The 15733-nt window shown below is 34.9% G+C and carries 13 protein-coding genes; 9 read left to right on the top strand and 4 right to left on the bottom strand.

The annotated features are described in order from the left end of the window. Positions 1 to 18 precede the first annotated feature (18 nt). Positions 19 to 1023 (top strand): endolytic transglycosylase MltG, encoded by a 1005-nt coding sequence (gene mltG / locus KO509_RS06515; RefSeq protein ID WP_215972478.1) that lies wholly within the window; start codon positions 19 to 21, stop codon positions 1021 to 1023. Positions 1024 to 1224: 201 nt separating this feature from the next. Here the strand turns inward: mltG and KO509_RS06520 are convergent, their stop codons facing one another. From KO509_RS06520 to KO509_RS06535, 4 genes are all read right to left on the bottom strand, one after another. Continuing rightward, positions 1225 to 4944, bottom strand: a complete 3720-nt coding sequence (locus KO509_RS06520) for a translocation/assembly module TamB domain-containing protein (protein WP_215972479.1) — start codon at positions 4942 to 4944, stop codon at positions 1225 to 1227. Continuing rightward, positions 4941 to 6779, bottom strand: a complete 1839-nt coding sequence (locus tag KO509_RS06525) for an autotransporter assembly complex family protein (protein ID WP_215972480.1) — start codon at positions 6777 to 6779, stop codon at positions 4941 to 4943. Before KO509_RS06525 ends, KO509_RS06520 begins: the two co-directional genes overlap by 4 nt. A gap of 206 nt (positions 6780 to 6985) precedes the next feature. Further along, positions 6986 to 7855, bottom strand: a complete 870-nt coding sequence (locus KO509_RS06530; protein WP_215972481.1) for a mechanosensitive ion channel family protein — start codon at positions 7853 to 7855, stop codon at positions 6986 to 6988. A 7-nt stretch (positions 7856 to 7862) separates the two neighbouring features. After that, positions 7863 to 8648, bottom strand: a complete 786-nt coding sequence (locus KO509_RS06535) for a hypothetical protein (protein ID WP_215972482.1) — start codon at positions 8646 to 8648, stop codon at positions 7863 to 7865. A 323-nt stretch (positions 8649 to 8971) separates the two neighbouring features. Here KO509_RS06535 and KO509_RS06540 point away from each other — a divergent pair, with 323 nt between their 5' ends. From KO509_RS06540 to KO509_RS06575, 8 genes are all read left to right on the top strand, one after another. After that, a complete protein-coding gene (locus tag KO509_RS06540) occupies positions 8972 to 9997 on the top strand; it encodes a CNNM domain-containing protein (RefSeq protein ID WP_215972483.1) in 1026 nt (341 codons plus the stop codon). Positions 9998 to 10190: 193 nt separating this feature from the next. Continuing rightward, positions 10191 to 10838 carry a dTMP kinase gene (tmk, locus tag KO509_RS06545; RefSeq protein ID WP_215972484.1) on the top strand — a complete coding sequence of 216 codons (648 nt, stop codon included), beginning with the start codon at positions 10191 to 10193 and terminating at the stop codon, positions 10836 to 10838. A 1-nt stretch (position 10839) separates the two neighbouring features. Beyond that, a complete protein-coding gene (locus tag KO509_RS06550) occupies positions 10840 to 11802 on the top strand; it encodes a DNA polymerase III subunit delta' (protein WP_215972485.1) in 963 nt (320 codons plus the stop codon). 10 nt (positions 11803 to 11812) lie between these two features. Next, a complete protein-coding gene (locus KO509_RS06555; protein ID WP_215972486.1) occupies positions 11813 to 12139 on the top strand; it encodes a PilZ domain-containing protein in 327 nt (108 codons plus the stop codon). Positions 12140 to 12245: 106 nt separating this feature from the next. Further along, a complete protein-coding gene (locus tag KO509_RS06560) occupies positions 12246 to 13013 on the top strand; it encodes a YchF/TatD family DNA exonuclease (protein ID WP_159820768.1) in 768 nt (255 codons plus the stop codon). A gap of 108 nt (positions 13014 to 13121) precedes the next feature. Next, on the top strand, positions 13122 to 13727 hold the full coding sequence (locus KO509_RS06565; RefSeq protein ID WP_215972487.1) for a DUF1294 domain-containing protein: 606 nt from the start codon (positions 13122 to 13124) through the stop codon (positions 13725 to 13727). A 394-nt stretch (positions 13728 to 14121) separates the two neighbouring features. Further along, positions 14122 to 15141: an NAD(P)/FAD-dependent oxidoreductase gene (locus tag KO509_RS06570; RefSeq protein ID WP_215972488.1), complete on the top strand. Its 1020-nt coding sequence runs from the start codon at positions 14122 to 14124 to the stop codon at positions 15139 to 15141. Between the two features lie 126 nt (positions 15142 to 15267). Next, entirely contained in the window at positions 15268 to 15723 is a 456-nt protein-coding gene (locus KO509_RS06575; protein ID WP_215972489.1) for a hypothetical protein, read from the top strand. Positions 15724 to 15733 lie beyond the last annotated feature (10 nt).

Consider the following 15733-nt stretch of genomic DNA (forward strand, 5'->3'; position numbering starts at 1 on the left):
ATTATTAATAGGTTTTTAATGAAAAAAATACTTTATGTTTGTATTGGTAGCGCGATTATATTTATTCTTGGCTTTTTTCTTTTATTAGAAAAAGAAATGAATAAGCCTTTACCAATTACACAGCATCAATTAATTACTATTGAACAAGGTAGTTCTGTTGCTTCATTTTCAAAGGCATTAGAGAGCAAAGGTTGGATAGATAATCGTTTTTGGCTTAGAGTCTACGCACGTTTACAACCTCACAAAACCATTATAAAAGTTGGCACTTATCAAATTTTGCCTAACTCAAGTTTGCAAAATATTCTGACATTAATCACTAGTGCAAACGAGCATCAATTTAAATTCACTATTGTTGAAGGCACAACGTTTAAAGAGCTATTGACTCAATTAGGTAATCATTCAGAGTTAATGCATACTGTAGAGTCATTAAGTATTGAACAAATATCGCAACGATTAAATATAGAACAAGCTAATCCTGAAGGGTGGTTTCTCCCTGAAACTTATGCTTTTACTAAAGGTACAGAAGATCTTCAGATTTTAAAACGTGCTCATGCGTCGATGCAAAACACCTTAAGCAAGCTTTGGCAAGCGCGTGCAGTCGGTTTACCTTATGAATCGCCATATGAAGCCTTAATTATGGCATCAATTATTGAAAAAGAGACCAGTCATATACCGGAACAGCCTTTGATCGCCTCGGTCTTTATGAATCGGTTAGCGAAAAAAATGCGATTACAAACCGATCCTACGGTTATTTATGGCTTAGGTGAACGTTATAAGGGAGACATTACTAAGGCGCATTTAAGAGAGAAAACAGCTTATAACACTTATCGTATAAATGGTTTACCACCAAGTCCTATAGCAATGCCGGGGTTATCAGCTATTAAAGCAGCACTTAATCCCCAAGAGAGTGATTATTACTACTTTGTTAGCGAAGGGAATGGAAAACATGTTTTTAGCCGAACGCTAGCGGAGCATAATAGTGCCGTTAGAGATTATTTGAAACAGCTAAGAGCAAAACAGTAAGCGCAAAAAATAAGCGTAATTTTGAGCCTGTAACAGCTTTTCTTTACTATATTGCTTATTACGTTGCTTATGGCATAGTTTATTCGAAGGATAATTACCTGTCCGTTCATCAAAAATGCATTTAACAGACGTCAATTGGCAAGAATATGCTTATTAATGTCATTTTTTGTGGGGTACTCCCGTCAGTTAACGACATCCGATTTACTTTATATCAAATGAATAGTAAATATTCGCCGAGTTTTCTAAACCAGAAACCGCTTCAACCCATAAACGACTATAGATATAAAACCTAACCGTCAGCTCTTTAATTGGTTCAGTTACGCCTACGCCGTATTTCACATAAACTTGATCACCTAAATATCCGGCAATAGAAGCTTGTTCATCGTCTCCGTCAATTTCAAGTTTATTGAGCAAGGGTAGCTTTTCTATTTGAGTTAGTACTCCCGAAAAGTTTGTTATTGCCGTTCCTAAGGCCACACCTATTGCAGCATTACTATTATTCGTTTTAGCATCTAAGCCTCGGCCTCTAACTAAATATGATAAGGCTTCTGATTGCTGCATAGTAGGTTTTGAAAACAGTGTAATATGTAAACTATTCGCTAAACCTTTAGCGTCAATGCCAACAATGATGTCTTCTTTTTCAATACTACGTGTCGCTTGCATTGAGACATAAGGCGTATTGGCCGGGCCATTAAAAGATATATTCCCTTTTGTGATTGATAAGTCTTGTCCATAAGCTCGATAACGGCCTTCTGGAATTTTTAAACTACCAAATAACTGTAAAGGTTGTTGCGGTTGCTGACTTACTTGTAATTCGCCACCGAGGCGTCCCACAAACCCTTGCCCTTCAATTTGGAAAGCGTCAGCGATAACAACACGAACATTGGTTAAAATATTAAAAGGTTTCTCAAGGGTGACTTGTTCACCATCATCATTAACAATAATGACATCTTTGCTTAAGCTAACACTGCCTTGAGGCAACTTGTTGATGGCTAACTTTCCTTTAAGCACTTCTATGCGACCCGATAACTTAAGCTCTGAGGCATTTATTTGTGCATTAAGGTGAGGGGAAATAGTTAATGCTAGATCTGGGGGAACAGAAAAGCTTATGGCTTCGCCAGCAAGATTAAAGTTACCTTGTAATTCATTTTGCCAATCAGCATCACCGGTAAGGTTTGCAGTTACTTTATTAACATCAACACCACCTGAAACAATGGCTTGTTGTCCTTTGAAGTCAAAAGCCATATTAATGTTTTCTAGCGTATTCATATTGCTTGCAACTTTTATTTTTCCATCGGTTAATTTCATTTCGCCATTTATAATGGGTTTATCTAACATCCCATTAACCGTGATATTGGTATTTAATATTCCGTCTAATGAAGAGAGCTCGGGAACAAAAACTTGTATTGGCGAAAGGTTAAAATTATTAATGGTAATATGGCTATCTTTAATACTGTTATCAGTTAACGAAATGGACGTACTTGCATTTAATAATTCAGTATTATCAACAGCGGTCGACAAGGTCATGTTTCCTTTTATACTGTTGTCGTTCATTTGTAAGTTTAATTGGCCTTGTTCCCATTCGAGCAACTTATGTAATTCATTTTCTTTATTTATTTGTAGTAATCCGGCGTTGATCAGTAATTGTGCATCAATAGATGGGGTAGCATCTGGTTGCCAGCCAATAGAAATATTGCCATTTATGGTATTATCAAAGCGAAATTCTTCAGGTATAAAAGGTTTTAACAGTGCGGTATCTAACTGAAGTGCTACCGTCAAATCTCCCTTAGTCAAATTTAAAACAGTATTATCGTTTAAACATAATTGCGACAAACTTCCTAACCAACAATGCTGATTAATGGCTAGTGTATTTAGTTTATTATTATAAAGCAGATGAATAGGCTGACTTGATTTGAACACTTGTTCACCTAAAGAAAAAGTAGTATTAGCTGCTTGTATCGTTAATTGCTCATCTGTAGGGGAATATTGACTGTCGAGTGATAAATTAAGTGATGAATCGCCAAGCCAGGCTAAATTAATTTGTTGTTGTGCTAAGTCACCATTACTTGAAAAGCTCACCTCTTTAATTGTGTGTTGATTTAGGTTCATTAGCATACTGGTAAACGCCACTTTATGTTCATGATTATTCAAAGGGCGATAGGCGGCATTAAAATGAATGGCATCACTTGAAAAGTTTGCCATAACGAGTTTTTCAATCTCACCTTGTAAAGTTATTTCAGGATCTTGAATAGGTCCCGAAATATCAATTGTTGAACGTAAGCTACTTTCAATATCTTTTAACCATAAGTTGGCACTGTCAACATTTACTCGTCCATTAACGTGCCAATTTTCATCGCTATAGCCGTTAAGGTTAAGTGCGATATCACCATAATCAATAAACACCTTACTTGGTGCTAATTTACCTTGATGGTTAAGTTCAATGTTAGCTTCAGCCAAAAGCTTTATATTATTAATTTGTCCTGTAAGCTTGGAATTTACTAAACTTAATGCCCATTCATCACCATGCCAAAAACCTTTACTGGCAATATTACCCTGTATACGTCCGGATAAACGTTTGTCGATATTGGGCAAAGTAAAGCCTGAGGTATCAAGGTTGATATCCCAAGATAATTTGTCTCCTAACTGTAATTCGCCTACTAAATTTAGTTCATTATCTGCGTTGAAATCTTTTAGATAAAAAGTATTTATCTTAAGCAGATCTTTTTGCAAGTTTGCACTTAATTCAACGGCGACATTTTGATAACCAAACCCACTGAATTCACTGTTAAATTCGATTGTCTGTTGATTAAGATCACCTTGACTTTGCAATACAAACATTGCAGGAGTAATGACTTGGGTAATATCACTAGGTAACGTATATTGCATTACCTGGGTGGTTAATTCATAAGGTAAGTTAGCATCGGTTAGATCTATTTTTGCATCAGCGGTTAATGCTAAGGTTCCTTCGCTACTTACTGTTATAGCTAAATGAGATAGGTTTCCTTGGAGTAACGTTTGTTGTCTAGAATCATTTAACTCAGGTACTATTTCGTTGTCCTTAATTGTGTTTTCCACTGTTATATCAACATTATAAGGTGGAACAAAATCAAGCTTACCTTTTAAAGAAAAAGATCCCATTTTTTGAATGTTTGATGACAGTGTGTCAATAGTGAGTTTTGTTTTAAACCAAGATAAGCGTGCTACTGCATCTTCTATATGTACTAACGTTTCCTCATCACCAGTAGTTATTAACTCATTAACAATAAGCTCTTTAACGGTAAATGACTTTACATTAAATTTGAAAGGTAAATATACCTTTGGTAACGAAGCCAAAGGCCAAGCTGTTTTAGTGGTATTAGCTGGAACAGTATCTGATCTAACTAAGGTTATATGTGCAGCAGCCAGGCTGAATTTTTCTATTGTTAGCGCCGCGTCATTGATTTCTAAAATACTCGAGAAATCAGTTAACTTTACCTGTAGGTTTGGATTTTCTATTTGAGCTCTTGCTAAATTGAACTGTTTCACTTTAATGGAAAAAGGTAAGGTGAAAATAGGCGGAATAATAATTTCTGCCATAAGTTGATCTGACGACGTGGCGCTATTTTCATTTAAAAGTACTTGCACAGACGCAAGACTCAGTTCATCAATGCATACTTGTTTTTTCCAAAGACAGCGTAAATTTAATGTTAAACGTATGTCTGTTGCATTAACCTCCATTTGCTCATTGTTAATGGCTAAGTGGCTTAACTGTAAATCTTTTAAAAATGCACCGCTGCGATATTTAACTTGTATAGGAGAAATATCGCCAACAAAATAAAGGGTTAGTTGAGTTCCCCAAGGTGTTGAAAGTAATATGGCGAATAAACAGAGTATTCCCGTAAATATTGTAGTCAAGTAGAAGCTAACACGTTTATAAATCATAGTTCTGCGCCAATGCTAAAGTGAATGCGCCATGACGACTCATCTTCACTTAATGGATAACCTAGGGCAAATCGGATGGGGCCAATAGGAGAAATATAATGAATGCCCGTTCCAATAGAATAAACAAAGTCTAATTTGTCTTTATTATTCACACTACCGCCATCGGTGAACAGTGCACCTCGCCATTCGGGGGTAAAGTAGTATTGATACTCTACACTAGCAACAACCATATTCGTTCCGCCAACAACGATCTCTTCTTCAGTGTTATCTCCTTGGGTAAGCGTTATTTTAGGGCCAACCGATTGATAACCGAAACCTCTAATACTTTGATCGCCACCAGCATAAAAACGCAGTGACGGTGAAAGCTCTGCTTCTATATCATCTTTAACAATGGCATAGCCAATTTCAGCTCGGGTCACAATACGATGTTTTGGTGCTATCGATGATATATATTTCCAACGTGCATTAAAGCGCAAAAATGAAGTTTTAGAGTCCAACTTATCATAGCTTCCCTCTATATTATAATATTGGCGGAAACCAGTACTTGGATCTAAAACTGAGCCTTGCCATTCTTTATCAGACCAAGTAAAACCAGGAATATAATATTTAGCATCATCATCTATACCATCGGTACTCCAGTCTTCAGAAAGGTGTCTAAGGTAAGGCTGGCGCAACATGCTATCTTTTAGGTAAACACGACCCACTTGGAAAGAAAGGAATTTACTTGTTAAGTCTGCGAAATCATTTTCTTCTAGTAAGGCTTTTAATTGTAAAACATCATTATTAGGGTGCGATAAAGGAATACCGTAAATAAAATATCCTGTCGGATTTATTTTTGAATAAGACAACTTCGTTTCTTGTCGATGTCCATAACGGTTAACCAAGGGAGTTTTCCATACAAAAGAAAAGTTTTCTTTTGTATCTGTTGAATAACCTAGGCCTAAATCGAATTGATGTCGTGTTGCTGGCTCTAATGAAATATCAATGGGTAAAGTATGATCAATAATTTTTTCGGTATTAGGCCAAACAATTACATTACTAAAATATTGAGTTTCATCGAGTTCATTTTGTAAATTTTGCAATAAATCTTGTTGGTAATAATCTTCTTTCTTAAAAGGAATTAATGGCGCTAAAACATCAGAGTTTAGCTCGAATGGGGTAAACTTTACTTCACCAAACTGATAACGGACACCACTATCTAAATTAAGAATAATATCCGCTGTTTGTAAATCTTGATGTATTGCGATAGTCGACTTAGTAAATTTAATATCGAAATAGCCACGCTCTAATCCAAGCGAGGTTAAGTCTTCTTTAAATTTTTCGTATTTTCCATGATGCAGCACATCCCCGGTTAGTATCGGAATATTGTTAACTATTGCTGAAAAAGCGGAATCTTTATTTGCATCACCAACAATATTAAGCTGTAATTTTTTTATTCGTGTTGGTTCATTTAACACGATATTAAAAGTTAGTGTCCAAACATCTTTGTCGGTAGCTTTATTAATTACATTGGTTACTACTGCACGGTAATACCCTAAAGCATTGAGTGCATTGGTAACCTTTTTTTTCGCAGTAAATATAAATGCAGCTCGCTCATTACTCTCTTTGGGTAATTTGCCTAAATAGGCATGGATATTTTGCACAACTTCACGAGGTAGTTTATCTGGGAGTTCAACTAAAAGCGTATTTGATAAGGCGTAGGGCGAAATTAAGCATAGTGCAAAAAACAAAGACGTAGTTTTTTTCACTAGATTAAGCTTGCTAATTTTTTGCAATGTTTTTTGTCGTACTTTTGGAGCTACGCTTTGTATTGCGCTTTGAACTATGTATTGCATTTTAACGATTCAATAAACATTTTAATTATTAAAGAAGCACATAGCATAACAGCAAATGCAATATCACCATGCTAACTTTCATTACAAAAAATGTTTATATCTTTTCTTGTATGACAAGTTCATCAAGTGCTTTATGAAACTAATTAGCGAATAATCGAACGGTTTAAATACTTATTTTAGCCGTTATTCAAATGGTTAATTAACGATTATTCTTTGTTTACGCTATCTTCAGCGCCTTTTTTTGGGGGTGCTAAAACAATATCGAAAGGTTTGCTTTGCATACCAGCGTATAAGCTAACGTGAGGAAAGGGTATTTCAATACCTTGTTCATCAAACGTTTTTTTAATATTTTGATACATTTCATTTTTAAGTGTGAGGTAGTTTTCTCTTTTTGACCAAACTGAAAATTGAATATCAACAGATGATTCTCCAAAACCAGTTAAAATAAATAAAGGTGCAGGCTCTTCTAAACAAATAACATTTTTTTCAGCAATGTTTAATAAAACACGTCTAACTCTTTCAATGTCTTCTTTATAGGCAATTCCTAATTTTAAGTCAGCTCTTCTTATAGGAAACTTAGTCAAGGTTGTGACGGCACTTTTAATCATACTCTCATTAGGTATTCGAACAAACAAGTTATCAAATGTTCTTAATTTTACTGATAATAAATCAATAGAAATAACTTCACCGGTATAACCATCGACCTTAATAACGTCACCAATAGAGAAAGGTCTTTCTATCATTAAAAACAAGCCACTTATCAAATTTGAAGCAGATGTTTGTGAGGCAAAACCAACAGCAACAGTGAAAATTCCTGCTGCGCCAAGTAAGATTGTTAGATCGATACCAATATGTTTTAAAGCAGACAATAGGAACAATATTAATACAGTATAAAAAATGGTTCTTTTTAATAAAAAAAGACCATGTGTTGTCATTTTTTTTGCGGCAAGTTTTTCAGCTGCACTACTTAATGCTTTAGCAACAAAGTAACCGACAACAAATAAAATTAATGCCTGTATTAAGGCGTACCAATGAGATGATTCAAACATATTAAAAAATTCGCTAATGACTTCCATAAACTGTTTACCCAAATAAGTTACTAATTCTGCGGATTAATCTTCCATGCTCTGAAGATATTCGTGGACTACTGATAAACGTAAGAGGTTCGAATTCAGCAGAAACATTTTTATCAATAATTAATTCAATATCCGCTGAGTCGTCTGCTATTTCAATGGTGATTCGAGATGTCCACAGTCGGTTTTTATCATCATGGTACAAATTCAAATGATTTACCGGCACATTAATTCTATTAATTGTTAATTCTTTATTGTGGCTATTAATAACCATAATGGGCGTTGTCGCTTTATGTGGATGGAGCTCTAGCTCTTCAATTTTAGTTTTTGCCGAAGTATATTTTGCATAGCATAGTTGTCCATCAATAGTAGAGCTGCCAAACCATGAGTCTGATGGTCGCCAAAAAGGTAAATCTACCAAACATTTTCCGTTTGGAAATGTTTCAGCGTAAAACCAAATAGGCGTACTAATAAATAATTGAATTTTTTCTCCTGCAAGAAGTGTTAACGGGGATGAAGGGCGAGCAATAACGGTGCGGTCTGCTAATAAAGGAGATACCTTTATTTTTTCTGAGGTGTTTTTTTCTAAAAATCGACCGGTGATTGTCAAATTGTCTACATTAACACACGCACCGTCAGACACGACAATATCGTTATCTTCCTCTTCGCTTTCAATATTCCAGGTATTCCATTCAGCTGCTTCACGCCTAAGGACAATTGCTCGCTCACCTACGCTCCAACACTTCTGCTCTTGTAGGGCAAAAGTAAATTCCCCCCACCAATTATTGTTCTTCATAGCTCACTCATTAGATCGTAATTTAAAAAATAAAACGCCAAGTCATCTTTAATGGTCTTCATTATCGTATTTTAAATGAAAATGGTAATACCAAGAGAAAGAATCGCCATCGTATCCGCAACTTATATTAAAGAAACAAGTAAAAATCATTTATTATAAATAGGTCAGTATTATTCATTGCTGTATAACATAATGATGAAGTAAATATACAACATTATAAGCAATATAAAGCAGTAAATAGCAAATGATTAGTTGTGATCTAAGCAGGTTCAGTTAATATTTCGCATTAATACATGCTTTAAAATTAATTTTAGGGATCTGATATGTCAACTGACATTATTACTTGGTGTGCTATCGCAATTTGTATCACACATTCAGCTGTTTTTTCAGGCTTAAACCTTGCATTTTTCTCTATCAGTCGGCTTCATTTAGAAGTTGAAGTTAAAAAAGGTAACAAAGCTGCTGAAAAAGTTTTAAAGCTTAGAGATGATTCCAATTTTCTTTTATCTACCATTTTATGGGGTAATGTTGGTATTAATGTTTTATTAACTATGTTGTCAGATTCAGTGTTAACCGGCGTTAGTGCTTTTTTATTTTCAACTATCGCGATTACCATTATTGGTGAAATTACTCCACAAGCATACTTTTCACGTAATGCTTTAAAAATGGGCAGTATTTTAGCGCCAGTTATTCGTTTTTATCAGTTTGTTTTTTATCCTGTTGCTAAACCTACTGCACTGATTCTTGATGCTTGGTTAGGAAAAGAAGGTATAACCTACTTAGAAGAAAGCGAACTTAGAAATATCATACGTCAACATATTACAGCCGAAGAAGCCGATCTTAATCAAGTAGAAGGAATCGGTGCATTAAACTTTTTTGCTTTAGATGAAATACATGTAACAGAAGAAGGTGAAATTATTGATCCTAAGTCAATCATCGCTTTACCAACTAAGTTAGATTTACCCATGATACCGCCAATAAAACAAAGCCCAGATGATCCTTTTCTGATGCAAGTTAACGAAACAAATCATAGTTGGGTCATTCTAACTAATTTAGAAGGTTATCCATTATTAATATTAGATGCCGACGGTTTATCAAGGGCTGCATTATATCAAACAGATAACTTTGACCCTTATAACTATTGTCATCGTCCTGTTGTTATCACCGATGAAACAACCCCATTAAATGAAGCAATGCTGCAAATGAAAATTAATAGATCGACCGATAAAAACTTTGATGGCGTTATAGATTATGATGTTTTACTTATTTGGGGCGAAAGTAAACGCATTATCACCGGAGCAGATATTTTTGGCTTACTGCTTAAAGGAATGTTACCGAGCACTAGGTAGCTAAGTTCATAATTTATTAAATTGTTGAGTGTTAGTATAGCTACCCGTTGTTTGTATTTACTCGGTGAATTTGAGAAAATACAGCGAATAAGGTTACTGTAACCAATTAAAGTCAACAAGATACGTATTCAATAGGAACTATTCATTTTGAATATACTCCTTGAATATTTTAGTTGAAACATAGAGAAATTATATGAAAAAAGGTTTTATGGTTGTTTTTGATGGTAGTAATGGCGCAGGTAAAACTACCGTTATACAAAGCATTGAAAAATACCTCATTTCAAAGGGTGTTGATGTTTTACTTACCAGAGAGCCGGGAGGAACACCGATAGGTGAAAAAATTAGAGACGTTATTTTAGATCCTAAAACACCTGAAATGTCTTTCATGACCGAATTAATGCTATTTGGTGCTGGTCGCGCACAGCATATTCAAGAAAAAATAATACCGGCGTTATCGGCAGGCAAAGTTGTTATCTCTGATCGATTCGATGCGGCTACCTTTAGCTTTCAGCATTATGCGAGAGGCATTGATATTGATACTATTACCAAAATAAATGATTTAGCATTAAATGGTTTTAGCCCTGATATGAATATTATTTTAGACTTAGACCCTGCTGAAGGCTTGAAAAGAGTGCAGAGTCGTGGAGAAGGGCTTGACCGCTTAGAAGATGAAAAGGCTGACTTTTTAATTCGTGCTCGCAATGGTTATTTAAAGCAAGCAGAGCAATCACCAGAAAAGTTTGAAGTGGTTGATGCGGCTCAATCAAAAGAAAAAGTATTATCAGATGTAATCAACATCATTGATGTTTTGCTTAGTCAGCAACAAGAAAAGCACTCTTAATATGAAACCATGGCTACTTTCTCACCAACAAATATTTAGCAATCAGTTCCGTCGTAATATTTTGCCTCATGCCATTTTAATTAATGGTGTGACCGGCTCAGGTAAACTTGAGTTTGCGCAGTGGTTATTGCATTTACTAAGCTGTAAGCAACCGCAAACGGTTAATCAAACCGAGGTGTTAGTTAGCTGTGGTCAATGTAAGTCATGTTTATTATTAAAAAGTAAAACATACCCAGATCACCTAGCGCTTATTGCAGAAAAAAGTAATTTAGGTGTAGATGACGTTCGTAATGCTAATCGCTTTTTACAACAAACAGCTCATTTGGGGAAATTTAAAACGGTTTTAATTGAACATGCACAAACAATGACTCAAGCTGCCGCAAATGCCTTGTTAAAAACTCTTGAAGAGCCCAGTGATAATAGCGTTATTATTTTATTAACGAATGACATTGAAATGCTGCTACCAACCATTATTAGTCGATGTAGAGTTATTAATATTAGACCGAAAGTGGGGCAAGCTTTACTGCAAAGTATGTCAGAGCAAGGAGTTAGTATTGACGCTAATACTGAACTGAACAGTCCATTTATCAATTTAACTCAGTTACCTGAGTTAACAAATACGGTTATTAATGATGCTTTTCAACAGTTCAAAACATGTTATGTAAATTTTCTTGATGGGCAGCAAGTAGAACCTCAATTACTTGCACAGCTACAAAGTAATGAACATGGTTTGCGTTGGTTAGAGCAAATTACTGTGAATTTATATCGTGATCAGTTCATTCTTACGACCGAGCCTTCGAATAAATTAACATTAGACCCTGAAGTTTTGAATAACCTCTACAAAGTCATCATAAATGGGTGTAAAGTAATAAAATCATATACTCAAGCAAACAAACAGTTTGTTTATGAAAAACTTATCATGGCGATAAGTGACGTGCTTGAGCAAGCGAAAGTTAACGAGTAGGATATCGATTTTGATCCCAATTAATATTGAATTTCAATCAGAACACGATTTATATATTTCTTATATGCCCTTTTTAAAAGAAGGTGGTTTGTTTGTTCGTACTGTAGAGCCTTATGATTTAGGTGCCGAGGTTGAGCTAAATATATTATTACCTGACTCTTTAGAGCCTTCATTAATTACCGGTGAAGTGTGCTGGTTAACACCAACAGGAGCACAAAACGGAACACCTGCAGGAATTGGGGTAAGCTTTAGGGATGATCCTGACAAAGTACGTTTTCAAATTGAAAAAGCAATTGCACGACAGCTAAGTTCGTCAGAAGCAACATTAACCATGTAATAGCATAATTTTATCAATTTGTTACTAAGCCCTTTAGTTATTATTAGGGCTTTTTTTTTAGTAAGTTACACCAACCTAATCAATTTAGTATTATCGGAGTTTTCCATTGTTTATAGATTCACATTGCCATTTAGACCGTTTAAATTTATCGCTTCATGGTGACAGTTTAGCGAATGTAGTACAGGCAGCAAAAGATGTAAAAGTAGATAAGCTTTTGTGTGTTAGTGTTACTTTGAAAGACTTTCCTGCCATGGCTGAACAAACTAAAGGCTTTGATAATGTAATGCTTACGTGTGGTATGCACCCATTAAATCAAGAAGATGAAGTCAATATTGATGAGTTACGCACCTTAGCCAGCGACCCTGCTGTTATTGCGGTGGGTGAAACAGGGTTAGACTATCACTACGCGCCAGAAACTAAAGCGGTACAACTAGACTCGTTTAAAAAACATATCATTGTTGCTAAAGAGCTGAATAAACCTTTAATTATACACACACGCGCTGCTCAGCAAGATACCTTAGATTTATTACGCTCTGAAAATGCAGCAGAAGTTGGCGGTATTTTACATTGTTTTACAGAGTCTTGGGATATGGCTAAGCAAGCAATTGAACTAGGTTTTTATATTTCATTCTCCGGTATTGTTACATTTAAAAATGCGAATGAACTAAGAGAAGTTGCTAAACTTGTGCCTGATGATAGATTTTTGATTGAAACAGATTCACCATACCTTGCCCCTGTGCCACATCGAGGTAAAGAGAATCAACCAGCGTATGTAGTAGAAGTCGCTAAACACTTAGCAAGTATTCGTGGTCAATCGGTTGAAACTATTGCTAAATTATCAACCGACAACTTTAATCGCCTTTTTAAGCTATAACTTATAAAAACCAATTTTCGAAGACCTTTTTTAAAATGAAAAGCTCTTTATTAATTATCAAACGCTGGTAAATTATCGCATAGTGTAGTGATTAATAAGGAGTTGAGCATGCGCTCAAAAGGTAAGTTAATTAAATGGAATGAAGACAAGGCTTTTGGTTTTATCGCGCCTAATGGTGGTGGTGAACAGGTTTTTATTCATAAAAAGGCGTTAATCAACCGACATCGAACACCTCAAATAAATGATGTTATTACCTTTTCTTTATCAAAAGATAGGCAAGGCCGAATTTGTGCAGATCAAGCGACATTTTCGGGTGAAAAATTAAAGGTAAAGGCAGCCAAAAAAATGAATCGTTTTTCAATTTATTTGTCGGTTGTTTTTATTACCTCGATTATAATATTTTATCTGTTCGAATACTTTCCTCAGAAGCTTATATTCCTATATGTAGGCGCTAGTGCTATTACCTTTTTAGTTTATGCATCAGATAAGTCAAAAGCAAAGCGCAAGGTTTGGCGAACACCAGAAAGCTCTTTACATATGCTTGCCTTGATTGGTGGTTGGCCAGGCGCCGCTATAGCACAGCAAGTATTAAGGCATAAATCTCAAAAGAAAGAATTTAGAAGAATTTTTTGGCTGACGGTATTTGTAAATTTAGCTGTATTAGTGTGGCTTTTTACACCAAAAGGGCAGACGGTGTTACAAATTCTAGACTAATAGTATGAGTAAAATCATGAATGTAAACGAGTAAACAGATTAACGTACTGTTTTTAAATTTAGGTGAAGCTAAAGCTATCAACCCTAACATTAAAATAACTAGGTGCGAATGCTTTGAAACGTCAATAGTTCTCTTTACTAAGTTATTATATTTTAAAGAAAAACCACTTCCTTAAGACTTTTGTTTTACAAACGTTTTATCAAAATACTGAGTATTTTTCGCTATAAACAATGAAGATACTAGGGTTATACAATAATGGGCTTCATGATATAGTTTATGGAACCAATGACACTGCTTTTATTAAATAATTTAGAGATAGCTTAAAGAAAAATTTACCGCCTTGTTCTTGCTTAGTTTAACTTGAAAGATTCGTAGATATTAGGAATACTCAATATGGAAAACTTAAAGACAGATGTTGTTATTATTGGTGCCGGCCCTGTAGGAATATTTCAAATATTTGAATTAGGTTTACAAGGTCTGAAAGCTATTGTTGTTGATAGCGTTCCTGAAATAGGAGGCCAGTGTTCACAACTTTACCCAGACAAACCTATTTATGATATTCCCGCTATTCCTGTCGCTTCCGCGCAGTCGATAATTGAGGCGTTAGAAAAGCAAGCCTCACCATTTAATCCAGAATATTTGTTATCTCAAAAGGTTATAGAGATACATAAAGAAAGAGATGATTTGTTTTTTGTTAAAACGGATAGAGATATTTTAATCGAATGTAGAGCAGTAATTATTGCCGCAGGCAGTGGTGCTTTCGAACCTGTTCGTTTAAAAGTTAAGGGGATTGAGGCATTTGAAGATCGCCAACTTTTTTATAGAGTAAAAGATAAAAATGCCTTTAAAGATAAAAATGTTGTGGTATTAGGTGGTGGTGATAGTGCATTTGATTGGGCACTGACATTACAACCTATAGCACAAAGTGTTTTGATGATTCATCGAAGTACTAATTTTAGAGCCTCAGAAGCGAGTATTAATAAAATGGAGCAGTTATGCACAAATTATGAAATGCAATTTTTATGTGGACAAGTGGTTGATTATAAAAAAGAGGGAGACTCACTAAGTAAGCTTATAATTCAATCTTCAGGTATAAAAAGAACCGTTGATGTTGATTCTTTACTTGTTATGTTTGGTTTATCACCCAAAATTGGTCCCATAGCTAACTGGAATCTTGAAATGAACCGTCATCAAATTTGTGTAGATACGGAAAAGTTTCAAACGTCTATTACGGGTATATATGCTGTCGGCGATATAAATTATTATCCAGGTAAAAGAAATTTAATTTTAAGTGGCTTTCATGAATCAGCATTAGCCGCTTTTGCTATTAAGCAGTCAATGGATACTACAAAACGTGTTGCGACACTGTATACAACCACAAGTCCTATTTTACAAAAATTGCTTAACTCTTAAAGTAAGTGTTGTGACATATTTTTTTAATATTGAGATTGATAGTTACTTCAATAGTTAACATGGTATTGTAAATTCAAACATGACTATCAAAAGCGATACCATTTATTATAAATTTAAGGAAACATAATGAGATATCATCAATTAAAAGACATTTATCAGCACGTAGTGGAAATAAACCAAGAATTAAATGATTTATATGCCCATTTTTTAGAAAACACAAAGGATGAACGAACACGTATTTTTCTTCATTACATTATTGAAAAGCAAGCAGAAAATATTCTTGATATTCAAAAGTTAATTAGCGATGAAGCTATTGGTGTTCTTAGTACGTGGATTGATGAAGATATTGAACATAAGGTCTCAGAAAGCATTATCAGTTTTAAAGAAAATTCGGATGTTAACATTACTACTGTACTCGATGTAACGACACAAATAAGAGTTCAGCTAAACGAGTGGTTAAACGTTATCAAGGCACTAATGCCAAGTGAAACAGTGAAAACGCACCTTGAAAATTTAATTGAACTCCAATCGGCAAAATCTCAACAAATTATACATGCTGCTAATCGTATGGATGATATCTAAATAAATACTG

This window comes from Colwellia sp. C2M11 (genome assembly GCF_018860915.1).
In the GTDB taxonomy this organism is placed as follows: domain Bacteria; phylum Pseudomonadota; class Gammaproteobacteria; order Enterobacterales; family Alteromonadaceae; genus Colwellia.

Excerpts from the sequence above, each read along its gene's own strand:
- KO509_RS06570 (WP_215972488.1), top strand. The coding sequence starts at position 14,122 with ATGGAAAACTTAAAGACAGATGTTGTTATTATTGGTGCCGGCCCTGTA.
- KO509_RS06550 (WP_215972485.1), top strand. The coding sequence starts at position 10,840 with ATGAAACCATGGCTACTTTCTCACCAACAAATATTTAGCAATCAGTTC.
- KO509_RS06535 (WP_215972482.1), bottom strand. The coding sequence starts at position 8,648 with ATGAAGAACAATAATTGGTGGGGGGAATTTACTTTTGCCCTACAAGAG.
- mltG (WP_215972478.1), top strand. The coding sequence starts at position 19 with ATGAAAAAAATACTTTATGTTTGTATTGGTAGCGCGATTATATTTATT.
- KO509_RS06530 (WP_215972481.1), bottom strand. The coding sequence starts at position 7,855 with ATGGAAGTCATTAGCGAATTTTTTAATATGTTTGAATCATCTCATTGG.
- KO509_RS06565 (WP_215972487.1), top strand. The coding sequence starts at position 13,122 with ATGCGCTCAAAAGGTAAGTTAATTAAATGGAATGAAGACAAGGCTTTT.
- KO509_RS06520 (WP_215972479.1), bottom strand. The coding sequence starts at position 4,944 with ATGATTTATAAACGTGTTAGCTTCTACTTGACTACAATATTTACGGGA.
- KO509_RS06540 (WP_215972483.1), top strand. The coding sequence starts at position 8,972 with ATGTCAACTGACATTATTACTTGGTGTGCTATCGCAATTTGTATCACA.
- KO509_RS06525 (WP_215972480.1), bottom strand. The coding sequence starts at position 6,779 with ATGCAATACATAGTTCAAAGCGCAATACAAAGCGTAGCTCCAAAAGTA.
- tmk (WP_215972484.1), top strand. The coding sequence starts at position 10,191 with ATGAAAAAAGGTTTTATGGTTGTTTTTGATGGTAGTAATGGCGCAGGT.
- KO509_RS06575 (WP_215972489.1), top strand. The coding sequence starts at position 15,268 with ATGAGATATCATCAATTAAAAGACATTTATCAGCACGTAGTGGAAATA.